The organism is Aquabacterium sp., from assembly GCF_029946005.1.
Classification (GTDB): Bacteria; Pseudomonadota; Gammaproteobacteria; order Burkholderiales; family Burkholderiaceae_C; genus Aquabacterium.
Map to the genome: position 1 here is coordinate 141,014 of NZ_JAQSDR010000012.1, position 21,021 is coordinate 162,034.

General features: G+C 60.2%; 17 protein-coding genes. 7 read left to right on the forward strand and 10 right to left on the reverse strand.

What is annotated here, in order from left to right; genetic code table 11:
• Nucleotides 1–31 precede the first annotated feature (31 nt).
• The 4 genes from PSV38_RS08880 to secA form a co-directional block, all read right to left on the reverse strand.
• Complete coding sequence (locus PSV38_RS08880) at nt 32–850, reverse strand: LytTR family DNA-binding domain-containing protein (protein ID WP_300546676.1); 819 nt, start codon at nt 848–850, stop codon at nt 32–34.
• Nucleotides 847–2,019: a histidine kinase gene (locus PSV38_RS08885; RefSeq protein WP_300546678.1), complete on the reverse strand. Its 1,173-nt coding sequence runs from the start codon at nt 2,017–2,019 to the stop codon at nt 847–849. Before PSV38_RS08885 ends, PSV38_RS08880 begins: the two co-directional genes overlap by 4 nt.
• A gap of 10 nt (nt 2,020–2,029) precedes the next feature.
• A complete protein-coding gene (locus tag PSV38_RS08890) occupies nt 2,030–4,180 on the reverse strand; it encodes a TRAP transporter large permease subunit (RefSeq protein WP_300546680.1) in 2,151 nt (716 codons plus the stop codon).
• 197 nt (nt 4,181–4,377) lie between these two features.
• On the reverse strand, nt 4,378–7,122 hold the full coding sequence (gene secA, locus PSV38_RS08895; RefSeq protein ID WP_300546682.1) for a preprotein translocase subunit SecA: 2,745 nt from the start codon (nt 7,120–7,122) through the stop codon (nt 4,378–4,380).
• A gap of 91 nt (nt 7,123–7,213) precedes the next feature.
• Here secA and PSV38_RS08900 point away from each other — a divergent pair, with 91 nt between their 5' ends.
• Nucleotides 7,214–7,576, forward strand: coding sequence for a hypothetical protein (locus PSV38_RS08900; protein WP_300546683.1), 363 nt, complete (start codon nt 7,214–7,216; stop codon nt 7,574–7,576).
• Between the two features lie 101 nt (nt 7,577–7,677).
• Complete coding sequence (locus PSV38_RS08905) at nt 7,678–9,672, forward strand: TonB-dependent receptor (protein WP_300546685.1); 1,995 nt, start codon at nt 7,678–7,680, stop codon at nt 9,670–9,672.
• On the opposite strand, the gene PSV38_RS08910 is transcribed toward PSV38_RS08905, so the two are convergent.
• Nucleotides 9,644–10,615, reverse strand: a complete 972-nt coding sequence (locus PSV38_RS08910) for a M23 family metallopeptidase (protein ID WP_300546686.1) — start codon at nt 10,613–10,615, stop codon at nt 9,644–9,646. The two genes, PSV38_RS08905 and PSV38_RS08910, sit on opposite strands and share 29 nt — an antisense overlap.
• A 30-nt stretch (nt 10,616–10,645) precedes the next feature.
• Here PSV38_RS08910 and PSV38_RS08915 point away from each other — a divergent pair, with 30 nt between their 5' ends.
• Nucleotides 10,646–10,975 (forward strand): DciA family protein, encoded by a 330-nt coding sequence (locus tag PSV38_RS08915; RefSeq protein ID WP_300546687.1) that lies wholly within the window; start codon nt 10,646–10,648, stop codon nt 10,973–10,975.
• A gap of 3 nt (nt 10,976–10,978) precedes the next feature.
• Here the strand turns inward: PSV38_RS08915 and PSV38_RS08920 are convergent, their stop codons facing one another.
• From PSV38_RS08920 to PSV38_RS08935, 4 genes are all read right to left on the reverse strand, one after another.
• Nucleotides 10,979–12,154, reverse strand: coding sequence for an FAD-dependent oxidoreductase (locus PSV38_RS08920; RefSeq protein WP_300546688.1), 1,176 nt, complete (start codon nt 12,152–12,154; stop codon nt 10,979–10,981).
• Between the two features lie 15 nt (nt 12,155–12,169).
• Complete coding sequence (locus PSV38_RS08925) at nt 12,170–12,334, reverse strand: rubredoxin (RefSeq protein ID WP_230181663.1); 165 nt, start codon at nt 12,332–12,334, stop codon at nt 12,170–12,172.
• Nucleotides 12,335–12,385: 51 nt separating this feature from the next.
• Entirely contained in the window at nt 12,386–12,871 is a 486-nt protein-coding gene (locus PSV38_RS08930; protein WP_300546690.1) for a rubrerythrin family protein, read from the reverse strand.
• Between the two features lie 117 nt (nt 12,872–12,988).
• Entirely contained in the window at nt 12,989–13,771 is a 783-nt protein-coding gene (locus PSV38_RS08935; protein WP_300546692.1) for a DUF4143 domain-containing protein, read from the reverse strand.
• Between the two features lie 243 nt (nt 13,772–14,014).
• Here PSV38_RS08935 and PSV38_RS08940 point away from each other — a divergent pair, with 243 nt between their 5' ends.
• Together PSV38_RS08940 and PSV38_RS08945 are read left to right on the forward strand one after the other, a co-directional pair.
• Nucleotides 14,015–16,540: an SLBB domain-containing protein gene (locus tag PSV38_RS08940; protein ID WP_300546694.1), complete on the forward strand. Its 2,526-nt coding sequence runs from the start codon at nt 14,015–14,017 to the stop codon at nt 16,538–16,540.
• A gap of 24 nt (nt 16,541–16,564) precedes the next feature.
• Complete coding sequence (locus PSV38_RS08945) at nt 16,565–17,737, forward strand: Wzz/FepE/Etk N-terminal domain-containing protein (protein WP_300546696.1); 1,173 nt, start codon at nt 16,565–16,567, stop codon at nt 17,735–17,737.
• 12 nt (nt 17,738–17,749) lie between these two features.
• Here the strand turns inward: PSV38_RS08945 and PSV38_RS08950 are convergent, their stop codons facing one another.
• Entirely contained in the window at nt 17,750–18,883 is a 1,134-nt protein-coding gene (locus PSV38_RS08950) for a glycosyltransferase family 4 protein (RefSeq protein WP_300546698.1), read from the reverse strand.
• 13 nt (nt 18,884–18,896) lie between these two features.
• Here PSV38_RS08950 and PSV38_RS08955 point away from each other — a divergent pair, with 13 nt between their 5' ends.
• Both PSV38_RS08955 and PSV38_RS08960 read left to right on the forward strand, forming a co-directional pair.
• On the forward strand, nt 18,897–19,409 hold the full coding sequence (locus PSV38_RS08955; RefSeq protein WP_300546700.1) for an acyltransferase: 513 nt from the start codon (nt 18,897–18,899) through the stop codon (nt 19,407–19,409).
• Nucleotides 19,406–20,770 (forward strand): hypothetical protein, encoded by a 1,365-nt coding sequence (locus tag PSV38_RS08960; RefSeq protein ID WP_300546701.1) that lies wholly within the window; start codon nt 19,406–19,408, stop codon nt 20,768–20,770. Before PSV38_RS08955 ends, PSV38_RS08960 begins: the two co-directional genes overlap by 4 nt.
• Nucleotides 20,771–21,021 lie beyond the last annotated feature (251 nt).

Here is a 21,021-nt window from a genome sequence, read left to right on the forward strand (position 1 = left end):
GGTGAGTGGGCTCCAGCGAAGGCTGTGATTTTCACATGGCCTTGAACTGGTAGGCGTACATCCGGCTGACTTCCAGGGTTTCCGGGCGGCCCCGCAGGTGCACGCGCATGCGGCCGTTGACGCGGCTGACGCGCTCAATGGCCTTGAGGTTGACCACGGCGCTGCGGTGCACTTGCCAGAAATGCTGGGGGTTCAGCCGGGGCACCAGCTCGCGCAGGGGGGTGCGGATCAGCACCTCCGAGCCGATGGTGCCGGTGCTGAGGGTGATCACGCGGACGTATTTGTCAGCGGCTTCGAAATACTGAACCTCTTCGATCGGGATCATGAGCAGGCCCGAGCCCATGGCGGCCTGGATCACGGTCAAAGGGGCCAACGACGGGGCGAGGTCAGCCTGCCGTTCCTGGTTCGCACTGCGCAGGGCTTGCAGGGTGCCCGCCAGGGCGCCGTCGTCTTGCGCAAGGGCGCGCAGTTTGAGCTGATCCTTCAGTCGCTGGCAGGTGGCAGCCATGCGCGTGGTCTGAACCGGCTTGAGCACGTAGTCGACAGCGGCGCGCTCGAAGGCGGCCAAGGCGTACTGGTCGTAGGCCGTGACGAACACGATCAGTGGCAAAGGCTGATCGGCGGGCCAGGTTTCGACGATGGCTTCGGCCGCATCCAGGCCGTCACGGTCAGGCATGTGAATGTCAAGAAACAGGATGTCGGGCAACTCGGCCAGGGCTCGGGTGATGGCTTCGCCGCCATCGCGTGCGGGCGGCAGCAGCGTCAACTCGGGCCACAGGGTGGTCAACATCGCGGTCAGGGCTTGGGCCAGCACGGGTTCGTCTTCGGCGATCAGGGCGGTTGCGTTCATGGCAGGGCAATGGCGTTGATGAGGGCCGGGTGGGCCACGGGCAGGCGCAAGGTCACGTGGGTGCCAGCGCCCGCGGGCTGGGTTTCCAGGCTCAGGCTGGCGGTGCTGCCGTACAGCGATTGCAGGCGATCGCGCACGCAGCTCAGGCCGAAGCCACCAACGCCGCGCCGGGTCAGCGGAGTGCTGGTCTGAAGGCCTTGGCCAGTGTCGTTCACGCACAGGATGAGGTGCTGGCCATCGTGGCGGGCTTGCACGGTCAATTGCCCACCTTGGCGGCTGGGCTCCAGGCCATGCTGGATGGCGTTCTCCACCAGGGGCTGCAGCAACATGGGTGGCACAGGGAGGGCGGCCAATTCGTCGGGCAACTCCAGTGTCACGCGCAAACGCGGTCCCATGCGGATTTGCATCAAGGCCAGGTAATCGGCCACCCGGGTGAACTCTTCCGACAAGGGGTGGGCGGGGATGCGGGTGGCGCTCAGGGTGGCGCGTAAAAATGCAATCAGGTGGGTCAGCATGTCTTGCGCACGCGGTGGATCGCTCAGGATCAGGGCGTGCAGGTTGGCCAGGGTGTTGAACAGCATGTGCGGTTCCAACTGGGCTTGCAGCAATTGCAGTTGGGCTTCGACCGCCTGGCGTTGCGCGGCTTCGGCGCGCAGCTCGCTGGCAGCCAGGCGCACGCGCAGGTAATCGACGGTGAAGGTGACCAGGGCCGAGCTGTAGCTCAGCACCATCGACACGCCAATGGGCGGGCGCTGCTCGGGCACCGGGAAAGGCCAAGGCAGGGCCAGCGCAGCCTTGGCCATGGCGATGCCCATGATGCCGGCCAAGGGGATGCCAAACAGGATGCACAGCACGATGGCGGGCCAGCCCACCAAGCCATACACGCCGCTGCGGTCAAAGCGCTCTCGGGCATCGGGCAGTTGCTTCCAGCGGCGGCGCGCTTCGCTCAGCCACACGATGCCCAGCAAGGTCCAGCACCAGTAACCCAGGCACAAGGCGTAGGTCATGTTGACCAGGAAGCCGTAGCGGTGCAAAGATTCGCGGCCCAGTGCCCACTCCATCGCCCACATCACCAAGGCGATGGACACGCTCCACAGCAGGTTGAACCGCCCGGTCCGGGGGATGGATCCGTGGACGATCAGGTCGCTGGGGTATTCGCTGTCGGACATCAGCAGCGTTCTACCTTAAAAACCGCAGCCACTCCACATGCTGCACGATCAGCGGCCCAAAGCCCACGATCACCAGGCTGATGGACATGACCGCGATGGGCAGTAGCCAGCGTTCATACCGATGCACGAAGCTGGCGTGCTGGACCTCGTGGTCAGAGGCGTCGATTTCGTCTTCGCCCACCACCTGGCGCGTCAGCAACTGGTTCAGCGCCACGGGTGGCAGCAGGTAGCCCAACTCAAAGGCCACCAGCACCATCATCCAGAAGTGCACCGGGTCGATGCCATTGCGGTAGGCGATGGGGGCCAGCGTGCCTGACACCAGGAAGATGGCGCCGATGGGTTCCATGAACATGCCCAGCACCACTTTGGCGATCATCAGGAAGGCCATGGCGGCCCAAACACTGGAGAAATGGTGCGGCGCCAAATCGATGATTTCGGAGCGTTCCACCACGCCACCCACGGTCTGCGACAGCATCATCAGGCCGATGTAGGCACCGATGTGAGACACCGTTTCGGTGGTGGCCGCGCGGATGGCGGGTTCAACGCCGTCCTGCCGGTGTGCGGCATAGCTGGGTTGCTGGGACGAAGCCTTGACCGGGGCCCTCGAAGCCAGGATCTTGTCGAGCGTCAGCACCACGATCATCAGCACGGGGATGATCGTGGGCGCCGAGATCTCGTTCAGAGGCGTTTCAAGTGCATAGGTGTAGAAACCCACCACCGCGATCACCGCCGCCACGTGCGGCAGCAGGGGCACGATCTGGCGCAGCATCTCGGGCAGCGCCACCTTGGGCGATTCGATGTTCACGCGTTGCGTGCGGCGCATTTGCGAGGCGATGAAGAACATGGTCGAGGTCAGCACGAACACGTAACCACCCCAGTGGAAGAGCTGGTCGGACGTGACCTCCTTGTTGAGCATGGTGATGCCGACCACCAGCAGGCTGGGCCGCAGCACCACGCCCAGCGAGCCCGACATGGCTGTGGCTGCCAGCGCGTACTGGCTGCTGCCACCCACCGCGCGCACCTCGTGGTAAATGATGGCGCCCGCCGCGATGACGAACACGCCGGAGGCGCCGGAGTAGGCGGTGGGCAGGGCGGCGGCGAGCAAGATCAGGTAGGTCAACAGCTCTGGCGAGAACTTCCAGGGCCGCAGCGTGTTCATGAACAGGTCTACCAGTCGGCTCTGCTTGAGCAGCATGCCCGCCCAGATGTACAGCGCCAGTTGCAAGGGCAGGTTGGGGATGTCCATCAACTTGCTCACGTAGATGGCCAGTCCGGACGGATGGTTGTGCAGCAGGAAATAGACGCCGGAAATGATGCCCATGCTGGCGAAAAGCGGGATGGACTGCAGGGACTCGGCCCAGGTGCCCAGTCCCTTGGTGCCCTCGGTCACGGGCTTGGCCACGCGGTAAACGCTGATCGCCATCAGCACGCCGAACAGCAGCATCCACAGGTAGTACATCCAGGGCGCCTCCAGGGGCACGCCTGCGTCGACCGAGACCTGGTGGTATTGGACCGCGGACAAGAACAGCAAGGCCGAAGCGATGCTCATCGTGATCGCCTGCATGCGGAAGTCGCGCACGAACTTCGGCGGGCGCAGGCAGATGTGGTGAAAGCCCAGCGTGGTGGCGATGGAGGTCACCGTCAGCAGCAGCAGCAAAATCAGCGGGCGGTTCTCGCTGCCAAAACTGAACAGGCCGAAGAAGCTGGTCTCGACCGTGCGATAGGCCACGACAACCGGGGTGATGTGCTTGACCACCTGCTCGTACAGCGCGTGCCTGGACTGGCACTGCGCCACCGTGGACACGACCGCCTGGCGAAGCATGGCCGGGTCCATGGCCTGCTCGGCGAAGAGGTCGTCGATGTCATCGTCGGGCGCGCTTTTTTGAGCGCGTGCGGCCTGCAGGCGGGCCACCTCGGCCTCGACGTTCATGCTCGGATTGCAAGTCGGCCGCACGGGGTCGGCCCGCATCATGAAATACTGAACATGCCCACGGTCGTCGTGGAACATGATCTCGCCGAATTTAAGCAATTGGCCGTGGATCATCTCGCCAGTCCCAATGAGCAGGATCAGGAGCAGCAGTGAGATGGTGGGCAGGCTGATCAGCCATTCAGGGGCGGTTCTCCCCAGCAGGCGTGGGGGTGCCATGGTGATGGTCGTCATCGTTTTGTCTCCTGGCGACGGCACATCAAGGCGCCGCCTGTTGTCATGTCTCCGGCAATATAGAGACGTGGGGCGGCTTGTTCCAGCGCCGTGGGACGAGTGACCGCTGCGCTTCGCGAACGGCATGTGGGCGTCGCGATCAAAAAAAAGAGCCCCGAAGGGCTCTTGATCATCTTTGCCTGGGCACGTGATTCAGTTCACGCCAGCTTGCCGTGGCAGGCCTTGTACTTCAAGCCGCTGCCACAAGGGCAGGGGTCGTTGCGGCCCACGCGTGGTACTTCTTGAGGCACCGTGGACGGGTCGGTTTCCGTGACCACGCTGCCATCTTCGTTGGGATGGGTGTAGGTGACGTTGGCGATGGACTCGCCTTGCTGCTCGATGGCTTGCGCCGCCAAGGTGGCTTCTTCCTGGCTCTGGATGCGCACGGTCATCAACTGGCGCGTCACGTTCATCTTGATCACGTCCAGCAACTGGCCGAACAGCTCGAAGGCTTCGCGCTTGTACTCTTGCTTGGGGTTCTTCTGGGCATAGCCACGCAGGTGAATGCCCTGGCGCAGGTAGTCCAGCGCCGACAAGTGCTCGCGCCAATGGCTGTCGATGGCCTGCAGCAGCACCATGCGCTCAAACGTGCCGAACTGCTCTTTGCCGACCTGGGTCACCTTGGTGGTGTAACCCTCGTCACCGGCCTTGATCACTTGTTGCAGCACGTCGTCGTCATCGGCGGCGCTGGCGGCTTCGACCCACTTCTTCAGTTCAAGCTCGATCTGCCATTCGTCCTTCAAGACTTTTTCCAGGCCCGACAGGTCCCATTGCTCTTCCAGGCTTTCGGCGGGCACGAAGGTGCGCACCACGTCGGTCAGCGCGCCCTTGCGCAGGCTGCTGATCGACTCGGCCACTTCGGTAGATTCAAGGATTTCGTTGCGCTGTTGGTAGATCACCTTGCGCTGGTCGTTCGACACGTCGTCGTATTCCAGCAGTTGCTTGCGCATGTCAAAGTTGTGGCCTTCAACCTTGCGCTGTGCGCTTTCAATGCTGCGGCTCACGATGCCGGCCTCGATCGCCTCGCCCTCGGGCATCTTCAGGCGGTCCATGATGGCGCGCACGCGGTCACCCGCGAAGATGCGCATCAGCTGGTCGTCCAGCGACAGGTAAAAGCGCGTGGAGCCCGGATCACCCTGGCGGCCGGCACGGCCACGCAGCTGGTTGTCGATGCGGCGCGATTCGTGGCGCTCGGTGGCGATGATGCGCAGACCGCCCAGGTCCTTGACCTTCTGGTTCAGCTCGATCTGCTCAGCCTTCAAGGCCGCGATGCGCTGGGCCTTGGTGGCCTCGTCCAGAGACGCATCTTCCTCGATGTTCTGCACCAACTTTTCAACGTTGCCGCCCAGCACGATGTCGGTGCCGCGACCAGCCATGTTGGTGGCAATGGTGATCATGCTGGGGCGCCCAGCCTGGGCCACGATCTCGGCTTCACGCGCATGCTGCTTGGCGTTGAGAACCTGGTGCGGCAGGGCCATCTTGGTGAGCATGTCGGCCAGCAACTCGGAGTTCTCGATGCTGGTGGTGCCGACCAGGGTGGGCTGACCGCGGCCGTAGCATTCCTTGATGTCGTCGGCGATGGCCTTGTACTTTTCCTGCGAGGTCTTGTAGACCAGGTCCAACTGGTCCTTGCGCTGCATGAAGCGGTTGGGCGGCACCACGATGGTTTCCAGGCCGTAGATTTCCTGGAACTCGTAGGCTTCGGTGTCGGCTGTGCCGGTCATGCCCGACAGCTTGCCGTACATGCGGAAGTAGTTCTGGAAGGTGATCGAGGCCAGGGTTTGATTCTCGGCCTGGATGTCCGCGCCTTCCTTGGCTTCAACGGCTTGGTGCAGGCCATCCGACCAGCGGCGGCCCGACATCAGGCGGCCGGTGAACTCGTCCACGATCACGACTTCGCCTTGCTGCACCACGTAATGCTGGTCCTTGTGGAACAGGTGGTGCGCACGCAAGGCGGCGTACAGGTGGTGCATCAGGGTGATGTTGGCGGCGTCGTACAGGCTGGCGCCTTCTGCCAACAGCCCAGCTTCGCCCAACAGGCGTTCGGCGTTCTCGTGGCCTTCTTCGGTCAGGTAGACCTGGCGGGATTTCTCGTCGGCGGTGAAGTCACCCGCTTCGATCACGCCTTCGCCGGTGCGCGGGTCGGCCTCGCCAATCTGGCGCTTCAAATGGGGCACCACCGCGTTGATGCTGATGTACATCGCGGTGTGGTCTTCGGCCTGGCCGCTGATGATCAGGGGCGTGCGGGCCTCGTCGATCAGGATGGAGTCGACCTCGTCCACGATGGCGTAGTTCAGGCCACGCTGCACGCGGTCGGCCAGCTCGTAGACCATGTTGTCGCGCAGGTAGTCGAAGCCGTACTCGTTGTTGGTGCCGTAGGTGATGTCGGCGTTGTACGCGGTCTGCTTCTCTTCACGGCTCATCTGGGGCAGGTTGATGCCCACCGAGAGGCCCAGGAAGTTGTACAGCTTGGCCATCCACTCGGCATCGCGGCGTGCCAGGTAGTCATTCACCGTGACCAGGTGGGTGCCCTTGCCCGTCAAGGCATTGAGGTAGATGGGCAGGGTGGCGGTCAGCGTCTTGCCTTCGCCGGTGCGCATTTCGGCGATCTTGCCGTTGTGCAGGGCCATGCCGCCCAGCATCTGCACGTCAAAGTGGCGCATCTTGAAGACGCGCTTGGAGCCTTCACGCACCACGGCGAAGGCTTCAGGCAGCAGGTCGTCCAGCGTTTCGCCCTTGGCCACGCGCTGTTTGAACTCCTCGGTCTTGGCCCGCAGCTGATCGTCGGTCAGGGGCTCAAACGTGGGCTCCAGGGCGTTGATTTTCTCGACCACGCGCCGGTACTGCTTGAGCAGTCGTTCATTGCGGCTACCGAAAATCGATGTGAGAAGCTTGGGCAACATGGAAGCGTTTAGAGAGAACCGGAGCCAAAAAGTGTAGCACCAGGGTGAGGCCAGCCTGTGTCCAAGGGTTGGCCCCTACAATGACGCCGCCATGCGATCCCCCCGCCTCCGCGGCGCTGCCGCGTCGTCCACCAATGCCGTGCGAGCCCTTTTGCTCGCTGCGGCCTTGCTGTGCGCGCAGTGGGCGGGTTTGCTGCACCGGATCGACCACGCCGCTGGCCAGGGCGATCTGCAGGCCCATGGCCAATCAGACCGTTCTCCGGCCAGCCCGTCTTCACTGTCGCATTCTTGCGTGGTGTTCGATGGCGCTTACCTGGCGGATTTGCTGCCCGCCGCCCTGGTGGGCCCCCTGGCGACGCACGTGGTTCATGTGCAGCCGTCTGCCCTCGGCTTCGCGTCGTGGCAAGGCCTGTTCTTCGGCCATTTTCAGCCGCGTGCGCCGCCGACTGCCTGAAGGTTCTTCGACCCCAGCCCGACCGTGTCAGCCCGTTGCCTTCCTTCATGAGGACGCGCGCCGCTGCCGGTCGCTGATTTGTCCTTCAAGGAATTCTCTTCATGCAGCTCCAACGCACTTTGTTGGCCAGCGCGGTTTTGTCCGCCCTGGCTTCGACCTCCTTTGCCCAAACGGCATCCCCCGTACCCACCACCACGCCACCCGTGCCACAGCAAGAGGTGGCCTTGCCCACGGTGACCGTCACCGCCACGCCTTTTGGCGCCAGTGAAGGCGCCCAGATCCTCGCCCCCGCCAAAGTCTTGTCGGGCGATGAACTCCGCAACAAGATGGGCGCTTCTCTGGGCGATACCCTGTCCCATGAGCTGGGTGTGTCGGCCTCGGCCTTTGGCGCGGGCGCTTCGCGGCCCATCATCCGTGGCCTGGAAGGCTCGCGCGTCAAGATTCTGCAGAACGGCATGGACGTGTCCGATGTGTCCGGCCTGTCGAACGACCATGGCGTGACGATCGACGGCCCCACGGCCCGCCAGATCGAGATCCTGCGGGGCCCCGCCGCGCTGCTTTACGGATCGGGCGCCATCGGCGGCCTGGTCAATGTGGTCAACGACCGCATCCCCACGGTGCTGGAGCCGGAGCCCACGGGCGAGGCCGAATTGCGTCATGGCACGGTGGACAAGAGCGCCACGGCTTCCGTTTCGGCCACCGGTTCCGCCGGGGCCATCGGCCTGCACGTGGATGGCAGCGCGCGCAGCGCCAGCGACTACAAGATTTCCGATGACCGCCGTTTGCCTTGGTCCTACGCCCGCCAGCACAGCGTGGGCGTGGGCGCTTCTTACATCCAGGGCTGGGGCCACATTGGCGCTTCGGTGGGGCAGGTAGAGAGCCGCTACGGCATCCCCACCGAAGAAGGTGCGCAGATCGACCAGAAGCAAACGCGCTACGACCTCGACACCTTGGTCAAGAACCCGTTCGCGTCCTTCGAAACCTTCAAGTTCAAGCTGGGCTACACGGACTACCAGCATTCAGAGCTGGACCTGGAAGGCGTGCCCGAGACCAACTTTGCGAACCGCGCACTCGAGTCGCGCTGGGAACTGACGCATGCGCCCATCGCTGGCTGGCATGGCACCTTCGGCCTGCAAACCGAAGACAGCAAGTTCTCGGCCCTGAGCGCCGATGGCGGGGCCCCCGACACCGTGCCGGTCACCAAATCGACCTCGGCTGCTGGATTTTTGGTGGAAGAGCGCGACTTTGGCCCGGTGCGCATGAACGCTGGCTTGCGGTATGAAAACGTCAAGCGTCGGCCCGTGACGGGCGAAGACCGTTCGTTCGGCCTCACCTCGTATTCCGTGGGCGGCTTGTGGCCCTTCACGCCGGGCTATGGCTTGGGCCTGACCGTTTCGGTGGCCGAGCGCGCACCCGCCACCGAAGAGCTCTACTCAAACGGCCCGCACGATGCCACTGGCACCTTCGATGTCGGCAGCGCCGCGTTCAAGAAAGAGACGTCGCAGAACTTCGAGTTGTCGCTGCAGAAGACCCTCGGCCTGATTCGATGGAAGGCCAACGTCTTCGAGAACCACGTCAAGGATTTCATCTACGGCCAGATCACCGGCAACTTGGTGGACGAGGATGGTTTGCCTGGCGGTGACCTGCGTGAACGCGTTTTCGGCCAGGCCGACGCCGTCATCCGTGGCGCCGAGGCTGAGCTGAGCTACAACCAACGCGGGCAGGGGCTGTCATGGCGCGGCTTTGCCGACACCTCACGTGGTTCGCTGAACGATGGTGGCAGCTTGCCACTGCAGCCCGCCACCCGTTTCGGGGCCGACATTGGCTTCAAGCAAGGGCCATGGCGCACGGGGGCATCGGTGATCCATGCGCAGTCGCAAGACCGCCTGGCCGCGTCTGAAACGCCCACGCCTTCTTACACGCAGCTGGATGCCAACCTGGCTTATGTGCAGCGCATCGGCAGCAACGATGTGACTTGGTTCCTGCTGGCCAAGAACCTGCTGAACGAAGACATCCGCCTATCGACCTCGGTGCTCAAGGACGTGGCGCCCTTGCCGGGTCGCAACTTCATCGTGGGAGTGCGGACGCGGTTTTGACCGGTGCCTTGCCCTGCCCGGCCAGGAACTTGGCCGGGTTTTGCTGCACGCCCTCCACCAGCACCTCAAAGTGCAGGTGGGGCCCGGTGGATCGGCCCGTGGTGCCCACTTCAGCGATGGGCTGGCCGCGTTTGACCAGGTCGCCTTGATGCACCAGCATCTTGGAGGCGTGCGCGTAGCGGGTCACCAGGCCATTGCCATGGTCCAGCTCCACCAGCAAGCCATATTGCGGATGGGGCCCGGCCGACAGCACCACGCCACCAGCGGCCGCGTTGATGACCGTGCCCACGTCGGCGGCAAAGTCCAGGCCGGTGTGCAGGGCCGGTGCGCGCGTGAAAGGGTCGCGGCGGAAGCCAAAGCCCGAGCCCACCGGGCCTTCAATCGGGGCGCTGCTGGGCACCATCAAGGCCTCCAGCCGCTTTTCAAACAGGCGCGATTCGATCAGCGTGAGGACGTCGGCATTGCGGTCGCTCAAGGTGCCCATTTGCGCCATCTGCTTGTTCAACGCTTCCAGCGTCGTGCTGGACGGGGTGGGCGGCTGGCGCAAGGGCACCAGGGGGCCACCACTGGCCGAAGCTGGCAAGCCCTCCATGTGTTTCAGCTCTTCGGGTTTGATGCCCGCCAGGCCGGCCACACGTTCGTTGACGGCTTCCAGGCGCAGCAGGCGGGCCTGCATTTCGCCCACGCGCTCGGCCATGGCGTCCAGGTTCTCGCGCATGAAGCGGTCGCGCTGGGCCAACTCCTTGCGCTCAACGTAGCGAACGGCTTCAGAGATGATGGGCCAATGTTCATGCGCCGCCTTGAGCACGATGGCGTGGTAAAAGCCCAGAGACGCCAGCATCAGCGGCACCAGCAAGGCCAGCACGGCCAAGCCCAGCGACCATGGTGTGAACTGCAGGACCCGGGTGCGTGCCAGGGGACTGGTGGTGATCAGAATCTGCATGCCATTGAACCTTTCGCCGACCTGTTTTTCATGAGCCGCAAAACCACCTTCAACTTCAAGCCCAGCGTGCCCGATGTGCCTGGGTTGACGGCTGCCTTGTCAAAGGCCACACCCTTGGTGAGCTTGTTGCAACGGCTGGAAGCCTCCAAGCAGTGCCTGGAGGCCGTGCGGACAGTCCTGCCAGTCGGCTTGGCTGCCCATGTGCGTCCTGGCCCTCTGGATGAAGAGGGCTGGACCTTGCTGGCCGCCAATTCGGCAGTCTCGGCCAAATTGCGGCAGTTGCAGCCGCATCTCATGGAGGCGCTGCGTCAGAAGGGGCTCAAGGTTAACGCAATCCGGGTTCGCGTACAAACCCAGTGAATTTCAGAGCCACAAAGGCGGGATCAGGGCGGCCAAAGCTTGGCGCTGGCTCACGGCCTTGCCTTGCAAGGCGAAGCCCAGCAACTTCTCGGGCTGCCCTGGTGCCGTGAAGCGTGCTTCCAGGCCATCGTCGGTGGTGGTCACGTTCCATTCGCCAGGTGCATCCAGCGGGGGCGGGCACACCACGGTGGGGCAAGCAGGTGTTTTCACGATCACGGGCATGGCGGGGTAGGCCACCGGCGTTTTCTGCCCGGCCAAGCCCGCTGCCAAGGCGCGGGCCTGCTGCATCAGCGGCAGCACATAAGGCAGGATGTGCCCATCGACCTCGGCGCAATCGCCCACGGCGTAGACATGCTCCGCGCTGGTGGCCAGGTGGCGGTCCACCACGATGCCCCGGTTGACCGGCAGGCCAGCACTGGCGGCCAAGGCCGTGCGGGGCTTCAGGCCAATGGCTGACAGCACCAGGTCGGTCTTGAAGGTTGAGCCGTCGGTCAAGGTGATTTGCAGCCCCGCGCCATCGCTGGCCAGGTCAACCGACTGCACGGCCACGCCAAAGCGGAAGCGCGCACCAGCGGCTTCCAGCTTGGTCTGCAGATTCAGGCTGGCGGCTTCAGGCAGCAAGCGGCCCAGGGCGCGGTCAGCCAAGTCCAGCACCGTGGGCTCGATGCCCCGGTGCAGCAAGTCGTTGGCGAACTCGCAGCCGATCAGGCCCGCGCCCAGGATGGTCACGTGCTTGACGCCATCCGGGTGGTCCAGCGCTTCGGCGAACTTGGCGAAATCCTCCAGGTCGTTCACCGACAGCACGCTGTCGGCCGCGTTGCCTTTCAAGGACAGGCGAATCGGGTCGGCGCCCATGGCCAGAACCACGTCGCGGTAAGGCAGCACTTCACCACTGTTCAGCAGCAGCGTGCGGGCCTGGGTGTCCAGTCGCTCGACCGTGCTGTGCGGCCGCACCCGCGCGTTGATTTCGGCGCCAATCTTGTCGGCAGCTTTCATCACCAGCGTGGCGGCGGTTTTCTTGCCGGCCAGGGCGTTGGACAACATGGGCTTGGAATAAAAACCGGCATGGTCGCGGCTGACCACGACGATGGGCACTTGCGCGTCCAGCTTGCGCAGTTCGCGGGCCACGTTGTAGCCCGCCAGGCCAGAACCGATGATGACGACCGAATCAGACGACATGGGGTGTGTTCTCTTTTAGATCTCGATCATCTCGAAGTCGGACTTGCCGACGCCGCAGTCTGGGCAGGTCCAGGTGTCGGGCACGTCGGCCCACAGGGTGCCAGCGGCGATGCCTTCGCTGGGGATACCAGCGGCTTCGTCATACACAAAACCGCAAACGACGCATTGGAAGGTCTTCATTTCTCAAACTTTCAAAAACAGGGGGTGGATTCTGAGGCAAAAAGCCAATGTTCAGGCCGAAATCTTGTCCAGCACGGCTTGGTAAGCGTTGGCATGGCGTTCTTCTACCTTGGTGAGGGCGGCGAAACGCTTGGAGGCTTTCTCGAGCACGGCCTTGAACTGCGCGGCGTGCTCCTTCGATTCGGCGATCTGGTCGTCGATTTCCTTCACGGCGGCGTCATGCCCTTCGGCCACAGCGGCGTTGCGGAAGCCAGGGTACATGGTCGTGTACTCGTAGGTTTCGCCCTCAATGGCGAATTGCAATGCTTTGGCTGGCGTCATGTTGGCCTTGGGGAACAGTAAATCCAGGTGGCCGAAGGCGTGCATCACTTCCTGGTTGGCGGTTTCTTCAAAATGTTTGGCGGTGTCTTCGTCACCCATTTCGCGGCACAGCTTGGCGAAATAGCGGTACTTGATGTGGGCCATTGACTCGCCCGCGAAGGCGGCTTCGAGGTTCTGGATGGTGACCGAGGCGGGGTCGTGGAAGGGGCTGGCCATGGGGTGGTCCTTTCTTGTCAGGTGGGTGGCAGAGGGTGCCAATGAGCTGACTTTAGGCTTGATGGATGATTAAGAAAAGGCAATCAGTTTAATGTTTGCGATTTGTTTTGACTATGATCAATCTGAACTCATCTTCTGCAAGGCTGTCATCAGATAAGTCAAAGGCGCCGCGTTGATGTGAGGAGCCATGGGAAAAACATCCTCACCTGGATAAACCACCCATTGGTGCGTGGCCTGAACGTCCGCGGATCCTGTGTGAAACCCTTTGCTGACGACGGGGGCTTTAGACCGCTTGATTTCAATGGCCCACCGCTGTGCGTTTGGCAAGTCCAAAACCAAATCAACCTCTGCGCCTGCCGATGTTCTGTAAAAAGTGGCGGTGGCCCCTTCAGGGGCTGCGGCGATGATGTTTTCAATGGCCCAGCCTTCCCAGCTGCCGCCTGCAGCGGGGTGGCCCAGGATTGAATCGCGTGTAGGTAGGCCCAACAAGGCGTGGACCAGGCCGCTGTCGCGCACGTAGATTTTTGGGGCCTTCACCAAGCGCTTGCCTTGATTCGATGCCCATGGCAACAAGCGGCGCACCAGCATCAAATCGCACAGCAAATCGACATGCCTGGCAACGGTTTGACCACTCACGGCCAGCGAGGCTGCCAGCTTGGCTGCGTTGATCAATTGGCCCTGTTCGTGGGCCAGCATGGCCCACAGCCGTCGCAGTGTTTGTGCAGGGATGCGTGGCCCCAGTTGGGGAATGTCGCGCTCCAGGTAGGTCGTGATGAACTGCTGGCGCCAGCGCATGCTGGCTGCGTCAGAGTTGGCCAAGACCGAGTCTGGAAAGCCGCCCCTGACCCACAAGCGCTCATGGGGCGTTGCTGCCAAATCGGGCGCTTCAATGGCCAGCACCGTGGGTAACTCAGCGTAGGCATTTTCAGCGCAAGCGTTGTTTATCCAACTTGGCGGGGCCCCAAGATGGCGACCGCAGAGAACTCTTGCAGCAATTGGCGAATGTGGGCAAAGGCAATGCGGTCGATCATCCTTGCAATTGCTCCATAGCAAGGAAGAATTGCAAGGATGATTGGCTTGTTTTTCATCCATGAAATGCCCCCCTACAATCCGGTGACGATTTCACATGGAAGAAGTGGGCTCATGACTCAACGCAGGTCGCATCCGTTCCGCCAGATCATTGCTTTATTGACTTCGTTTTCAGTGCTGGTGGCGCCTTTGGCGCATGGGCAAGGGCTGGGTAGTTTTGGCAACGGTGGGGCGGGTTCCGACAAAAGAAGCGATGACCCCTATGGGGCTTCAAGTCAAGGTGGTTTTGGTGCTTCCATGGGTGGCGCCAGTCGCCAGGACTCTGGCCTGGGCCGAATGGACAGCAGCATGGGCAGCCCCCAGATCCGTCAATCGTCGGGCGATGAGCGCAGCGGGTATCCAAATCAAGGCCTGGGCGCGCAAGGGCGAAACGGCAACTCCCAGCAGATCTTCACCGGCGATCAGAATTTAAGGCCCCTGCCGCCCAACGATTTCCAGAAGTTTGTGCTGGAAAGCACAGGGCAGTCCTTGTCCTTGTATGGCGCCACGTTCTTCTCTCAAGCGGGCAGCTACCAGCCCTTGGCCAACACCCCGGTGTCGCCCGACTACACCTTGGGCCCCGGAGACGAGGTCCTGATCCGTGGCTGGGGCGCGGTGGACGTCGATGTCAAGGCGGTGGTAGACCGCAATGGCCTGATCCACATCCCGCGCGTGGGGGCCGTGTCATTGGGCGGCGTCAAGTCTTCGCAGGCCGAAGGCGTGATCCATGCCGCCGTGGGCCGCTATTACCGCGACTTTCAATTGAGCGTCACGCTGGGCCAACTGCGCGGCGTGACTGTGTACGTGGTTGGTCAGGCCCGCAAGCCTGGGGCTTACACATTGGCCAGCACGTCTACTTTGGTTTCGGCGCTGTTCGCCAGCGGTGGGCCTGGCGCCAATGGCAGCTTGCGCCATGTGCAGGTCAAGCGTGCCGACCGTGTTGTGGCTGAGCTGGACCTCTACGCCTTCTTGTCCAAGGGCGACAAGAGTGCGGACATCAAGCTGCAGGACGGCGACACCATCGTGATCCCGGCCGCGCGCGGCTACGTGGCCCTGACCGGCAAGGTGAACACGCCTGGGGTTTATGAACTGGCGGGCAAGAACGACAGCATCGACAGTGTGCTGGCTTTGGCGGGTGGCTTGCCCGTGGTGGCCGATCCCAAGCGCGCTTATCTGGAGCGCGTTGATCCTTCGCGCAAGCCGTCGCGCAGTGTTGAAAGCTTTGCTCTGGATGGTGAGGGCCTGAAGCGCTCTTTGAAGAGTGGTGACTTGCTGACGGTTCAATCACTCACTGCCGAGTTTGGCAACGCCATCACCTTGCGGGGCAATGTGGACCAGCCTGTGCGTCTGCCGTGGCACCAGGGCATGAAGGTTCGGGATCTGATTCCGAACAAGGCATTTTTGATGTCGCGCGCCTCCGTGAAGCGCCAGAACGAAGTGTTGCTGACCGAGGATGAGAAGCGGCGGATTGACCGCAATGCCTTGCGCCGCAATCGCATGGACAACGACCAGCCATCGCCAGACAGTTTGTTTGGATCAGAAGGCCGGGTGACCGACTCTGACAGCGCTGGCCTGCGCGATGTGCGTGAAACTGCGGATACGCTGGCCCAGCGCATTGGCAATCTGGTGGATGAAGTGAACCTTGATTACGCCGTGATTGAACGGGTAGACAGCAACGACGTGTCGGTCAAGCTGGTGCCTTTCAACCTTGGCAAGGCTTTGGAAGATGCGGCCAGCCCCGAGAACCTGACCTTGCAGCCAGGCGATGTGGTGACGGTGTTCTCGGTCAATGATGTGCGAGTGCCACAGGCCAAGAGGCAGGTGTTTGTTCGGGTTGAGGGCGAAGTGCAGCGGCCTGGTATCTATCAGATGAAGCCTGGTGACAGTTTGTCTCAGTTGGTGGAGTTGGCCGGTGGCCTGACGCCGGATGCTTATCTTTTTGGATCAAGTTTTTACCGCGAAGAGGTGCGCAAGACGCAGGCGGAAAATTTGGAGCGCCTGGTGCGGCGCTTGGAGGCGCAAAGCCAGACCAAGCTTAGTTCGTCGGCAGCGAGCTTGTCGAATGTGAGCGGAGATGCCGTGGCGCAGCTGCGTGTGCAAGCCGAGGCCGCGGCTCAAAAGCAGGCTTTGGATCGCTTGCGCAATCTCAAGCCGACGGGACGCATCATGCTGGGCTTGGCGGATGATCAGGCCACTGCAGATGCACTGCCAGTGTTGAAGCTAGAAAACCAGGACCGTTTGGTCGTGCCTGCCAGGCCTGATTTCGTGCATGTGCTGGGATCGGTCAACACAGAGTCTTCGTTGATATGGCAACCGGGTAGAACGGTCCAGAACTATCTGGACTTGGCAGGCCTGACCAGTGGCGCCGACAAAGATGAGTTGTTCGTCATTCGTGCAGATGGCAGTGTGTTGTCTGATGCTGACCATTGGTTCAATCGCATCACCAGCACAAAGGTGCTGGCCGGGGATCTGATCGTATTGCCTGAAAAGACCGACCATGAAAGTGGATGGAGTGTGTTCACACGCAATGCCAAAGACATCACGCAGATCATCTACCAGTTCAGTCTTGGAGCTGCGGCGATCAAGACCTTGCGCGACTAGTTTCCCTTGCATGGAAAAGACCACATGACCGAGCATTCGAGCGACGGCAAATCGAGTTCCCCGTTGATTGGCCTTCTAATTACCCTTGGAGAAGGCAAGAGGCTGCTACTGGTGATCGCCCTGCTAGGGGTGGCCATATCGATTGGTTGCGTGCTGTCGATGCCGCGCTACTATGCTGCAACGACCATCATCATGCCGCCTCAACAGTCACAGACCTCAGGGGTGGGTGCGTTGGCGCAACTGGGCTTGTTGCCTGCGATGGCGGGCAACAGCCTGGGTTTCAAATCAGCGGATGACACGTACATTGCGTTCCTGAAAACAAGGCGGTTGCAGGATGTGTTGATTGCGCGCTTTCAACTCCAATCCCGATACGAGGTAAATTCGGTGGAAGCCGCTCGCTTCGCCCTGACGGATCTGGTTAATGCCGTGCCAGACAAAAAAAGTGGCCTCATCACGATCACGGTTGAAGACACGGATCCAAAGTTTGCAGTCGAACTGGCCAATGCGCATGTGAGCGAATTGCGAAAGATGCTGAGCAAGATCGCATTGACCGAGGCCCAACAGCGACGCATTTTCTTCGAGGGGCAGGTCACTGCTGCGCGCGATGCGTTGACAAAAGCTGAGGCGCTTTTCCTGCGAGAGCAAGCACGCAGCGGCTTTGTCGTCACACAGGCTTTCGCTGAAACCAGCCTTCGCGCGAATGTCGAGTTGCGTGCCCAGATTCTGATCAAAGAAGTGAATTTGCAGGCACTCAGTCGCTTTGCGACACCCCAGAATTCTGACATGCAGCGCCTGCGCGCAGAGTTGGCAGCACTTCGGTCTCAGCTAACCCTGCTTGAAAGTGGTCAAGGTGCAAGGGTGTCTGGCGCGACGAGTGATGCCGGTGAAAGAGATGGCGGGGCGCTTGGCGCCTTTCGGGAGATGAAGGTACGGGAAGCTGCACTGGAAGCTCTGGTCCGACAGTTCGAATTGGCCAAGCTGGATGAGAGCAAGGAAGGGCCTTTGTTCCAGCAGGTTGATGAGGCCTCTGCATCGGCCATTCCGAGCCGGCCCAAGCGTGCGCAATTTGTGGCCTTGGCAGCATTGCTGTCATTGCTGTTTGGCAGCTTTCTGGTCGTGGTACGTGCCAAGTTGCGCGGCACAGAAACTGATGACGAGCGGGCGTGGCAAAAACTGCTGCGCGCTTGGAAGTTGTAAGTCGGCGTACTGTCAGGGTATCGATGGCAGGTGCCTCAGCAAGGCGGTGTACATGCCGATCACCGTTTCTTCGCTGAATTCTCGTTCCACTTTCAATCGCCCTTGTTCACCCATTTCCATGCGGCGCTCTGGTGTCAGTCTTAACATTTCGGTCATTTTCTCGACCAAGTGCCCTGCATCTCTTGGACGGCATAGCAGGCCGTTGATCTGGTCTGTCACGACTTCTCGACAACCGATCCAATCCGTTGTGATGATGGGGCGCCGGGCCGCAGCGGCTTCCAGCAGCGTGCGCGGTACACCTTCCATGTAGTAAGAAGGCAGTACGACACAATGAGCCTTCTCAAGTTCTTCTTCTATGCGATCACTGATGCCAAGGTATCGGATGACCCCCTCTGTTTCCCACGCGCGGACTTGTGCAAGCGAAACATACTTCGCATGGTTTTCGGCGGTGAATCCAACAACACAACATTCGACCTCTGGATAAGTCTGGCGCAGATGCCGGGCTGCTTCGATGAATTCTCCAACCCCTTTTTCCCAAAGCAGCCTGGCTGCCAGCAGGAAACGAAATGGCCGCTCCTGAATGGGGTGAGCTGCGTTGCACGTTCCAAAACGAACCAGATCCACGCCCGAGCCGGGTATGCGGCACGAGCGCTCCGCTTTGACGATCCCCAACTTCAGGAACATGCTGCGGTCTTGCTCGTTTTGGAAGAAGACCATTGCCGAATGCCGCAGAGCAAGCTTGTAGAGATTGGTGGCGGCCGAGGTCAACCAGTTCTTTTTTGTGAAAGCAAAACCCAGTCCGGCTACATTATTGATGACTGGTATGCCTGTGAATTTAGCGGCCAAGGATCCGTATACGTTTGGTTTGATGGTGAAACCCAAAAATGCGGTTGGTTTTTCATTTTTGAGAAGCCGAATATATTGCAGAAGCAGTCGTATATCCTTGCGCGGGCTGGTTCCCTGGCTGTCCAGGTCAACGGCCTGGAATCGGCAACCCAATGTGGAGAGGAGATCGGCATAGTCGTCCCTGGGGGCAACGGCGACCACTTCGTAACCTTCTTGCACAAGGGCCTTGATCAGGCCAGCTCGGAAGTTGTAGAGATTCCAGGCGCTGTTGAGCGCGATAACGACTTTTCTTTCTCTCACAAAGGTCCTTGCTATGCGATTTAACAAAAAACAGGTTAGGACCGTGGGGCGCGGTGTTTTCCTGCTGAATCTTATTTTCCAAAGATTTTTTCGCATCAATGCGCAATGCGCATATAACATTCATTATACATCCAGGGTATCATTTCCGGAGCGCATTCGGCTGACAGGGACGCCGGGATGCATGGAGGCCGAAATCTGTTTTGCTTCTTCAATAGGTTGCTACATACAGGCTAGAAATGGCGTAATCATGGACAATTCTGTGCGCTTTGCTGCGGGGGTCCGATTGATATCAGCTAACCATGATGAGGTAGATCGCGCAGTATTTTCTTCAGAGCCACCCATCACCCTCCATCGCAATGTGTGGCTTGGTGCCAACGTGGTGGTTTTGCCCGGCGTGGAAATTGGAGAGAACACCATTATTGGCGCTGGCAGTATTGTGACGCATGACATCCCTGCCAATATGCTGGCAGCTGGTGTCCCATGCAAGGTGATGCGTTCGTTACGCTCTGGTGTCGAAGCAGCATGACAGGTTTTTTAGAGCGAGGATGGCGCCGCCATCGGCATGTCAGGTTCGCAGCACTACTGTTGGGCAAGATTGGCGCTGGCGGTCTTAATTTGCTCGCATTCATGGTGATGGCCGCAGCGGTTGGCGCAAAAGATATTTCTGCTTATGCCATAACGGTTGCTGTGATGTCTGTCCTGTCGGCCACTTCAGAGGCATCTGAATACGCCTATATTCGCGCGGTGGTGGCCAACAAGACCTTGATGAGGCCCTTGATCGCCTTGTACATGCTCAAGGCAAAGGCCATCACGGTTGCGTTGTGTGTGCTGGCTGTCGCGACGGTATTTGTGGCCAAGGGCTTGGCAGTTGATGTATTGCCTCGATGGGTGGAAATTATTCCACTGGTATGCATGCAGGGCATCACGACAATTTTTTTGGGCTCTTACACTTCTTATATGGCAGCGGTTGACAACCAGAAATCGTTCACAAAAATAAACTTCTTGACTGCTGTAACTAGCATGGCTGCTGCTGCATATGCTTGGTTATCTGGTGGTGATATCGTTGCCTATCTTTCAGTGAATGTGTTGCTGACATTGTTATTGTTGACCCAGGTTTATAGTGGGCAACTTGCAATATTCTTTCGCATGGCCAGATTGGCCGTGGTACTCCAGCAGCGAAAGGACGTAAGATATTTGGCGATAGGGCAATCCTTTGACCCTGTCTACAGATCGGTCCTGGGTGTGGCATTTCTTTCAATCGTCAAAAACAATGTACTTATTTTTGTGCTTGGGCATCAAGGAAGTGATGAGGTTTTGGCTTATTTTGCCATTGTAAAGCGAGTTTTTGATTTTCTTCATAAAGGCATGATGGGCTTTCTTGACCAGTTGTATGTGCGACTCTCGAAAATGGCAGATGAGCAGCGTACTGAATTGGAGGTCGGCATGCTGAACGTATATATTTTCAGAATTGCTGTAGGCATTTTTGCCGCAGGCATGTTGCTGATTTATTTCAAGGTTGCCCACGAAGGATCTCAGCAGGGTTTGTATTTGTCCCTTGCTTCTGTGGCAGTAACGTTTGTCATCATGTATTTCGTGACTGCTGCAACCCTCATGGTCTCGAAATACGAGCCTCGCACCTTACTGACGTCCTCGATCTATGCGGCTGGCGTGTATGGTATCGTTCCATTGTTATTTGCCAGCATTCGCGATCCAGCCATTACGCCGCTGGCTCACCTGATCTGCGGTTTGCTCTCCGGGCTGCCGTTGTGCATCCGAACGTTTTATCGCCATGGATTTCGTGTGGTTCTGGTCTGCTATGGTGTGACTGTGCTGTTGGTCACCTTGGGTTTGACGTGGTTCTTGATCAGCAATAATTTGAGGGGTTAGGCCCTGATGTTCTCGACTGAACCAAGTTATGCCGAAAGTTTTAAGCGCTTCAAAAAATTGATGGCGAGCAGTGGTGATCCCTTTGCGCCTCTGCGGGCGCATCAAATATTTGGATGCATCCGGCAAAGCCAAGCTCCTAGCACGAAGAGTAGTCCACTGAATTGGATAGTTCGCAGTGCATATCAGTACGTGGCACATCTGATTTTGGCAGTTTGGACACTCGGGTGTGCTGTGCTAATTCGCGCCAGGGC

Coding starts and splice junctions, on each gene's coding strand:
- PSV38_RS08880 (WP_300546676.1), bottom strand. CDS start 850: ATGAACGCAACCGCCCTGATCGCCGAAGACGAACCCGTGCTGGCCCAA.
- PSV38_RS08885 (WP_300546678.1), bottom strand. CDS start 2,019: ATGTCCGACAGCGAATACCCCAGCGACCTGATCGTCCACGGATCCATC.
- PSV38_RS08890 (WP_300546680.1), bottom strand. CDS start 4,180: ATGACGACCATCACCATGGCACCCCCACGCCTGCTGGGGAGAACCGCC.
- secA (WP_300546682.1), bottom strand. CDS start 7,122: ATGTTGCCCAAGCTTCTCACATCGATTTTCGGTAGCCGCAATGAACGA.
- PSV38_RS08900 (WP_300546683.1), top strand. CDS start 7,214: ATGCGATCCCCCCGCCTCCGCGGCGCTGCCGCGTCGTCCACCAATGCC.
- PSV38_RS08905 (WP_300546685.1), top strand. CDS start 7,678: ATGCAGCTCCAACGCACTTTGTTGGCCAGCGCGGTTTTGTCCGCCCTG.
- PSV38_RS08910 (WP_300546686.1), bottom strand. CDS start 10,615: ATGCAGATTCTGATCACCACCAGTCCCCTGGCACGCACCCGGGTCCTG.
- PSV38_RS08915 (WP_300546687.1), top strand. CDS start 10,646: ATGAGCCGCAAAACCACCTTCAACTTCAAGCCCAGCGTGCCCGATGTG.
- PSV38_RS08920 (WP_300546688.1), bottom strand. CDS start 12,154: ATGTCGTCTGATTCGGTCGTCATCATCGGTTCTGGCCTGGCGGGCTAC.
- PSV38_RS08925 (WP_230181663.1), bottom strand. CDS start 12,334: ATGAAGACCTTCCAATGCGTCGTTTGCGGTTTTGTGTATGACGAAGCC.
- PSV38_RS08930 (WP_300546690.1), bottom strand. CDS start 12,871: ATGGCCAGCCCCTTCCACGACCCCGCCTCGGTCACCATCCAGAACCTC.
- PSV38_RS08940 (WP_300546694.1), top strand. CDS start 14,015: ATGACTCAACGCAGGTCGCATCCGTTCCGCCAGATCATTGCTTTATTG.
- PSV38_RS08945 (WP_300546696.1), top strand. CDS start 16,565: ATGACCGAGCATTCGAGCGACGGCAAATCGAGTTCCCCGTTGATTGGC.
- PSV38_RS08955 (WP_300546700.1), top strand. CDS start 18,897: ATGCGATTTAACAAAAAACAGGTTAGGACCGTGGGGCGCGGTGTTTTC.
- PSV38_RS08960 (WP_300546701.1), top strand. CDS start 19,406: ATGACAGGTTTTTTAGAGCGAGGATGGCGCCGCCATCGGCATGTCAGG.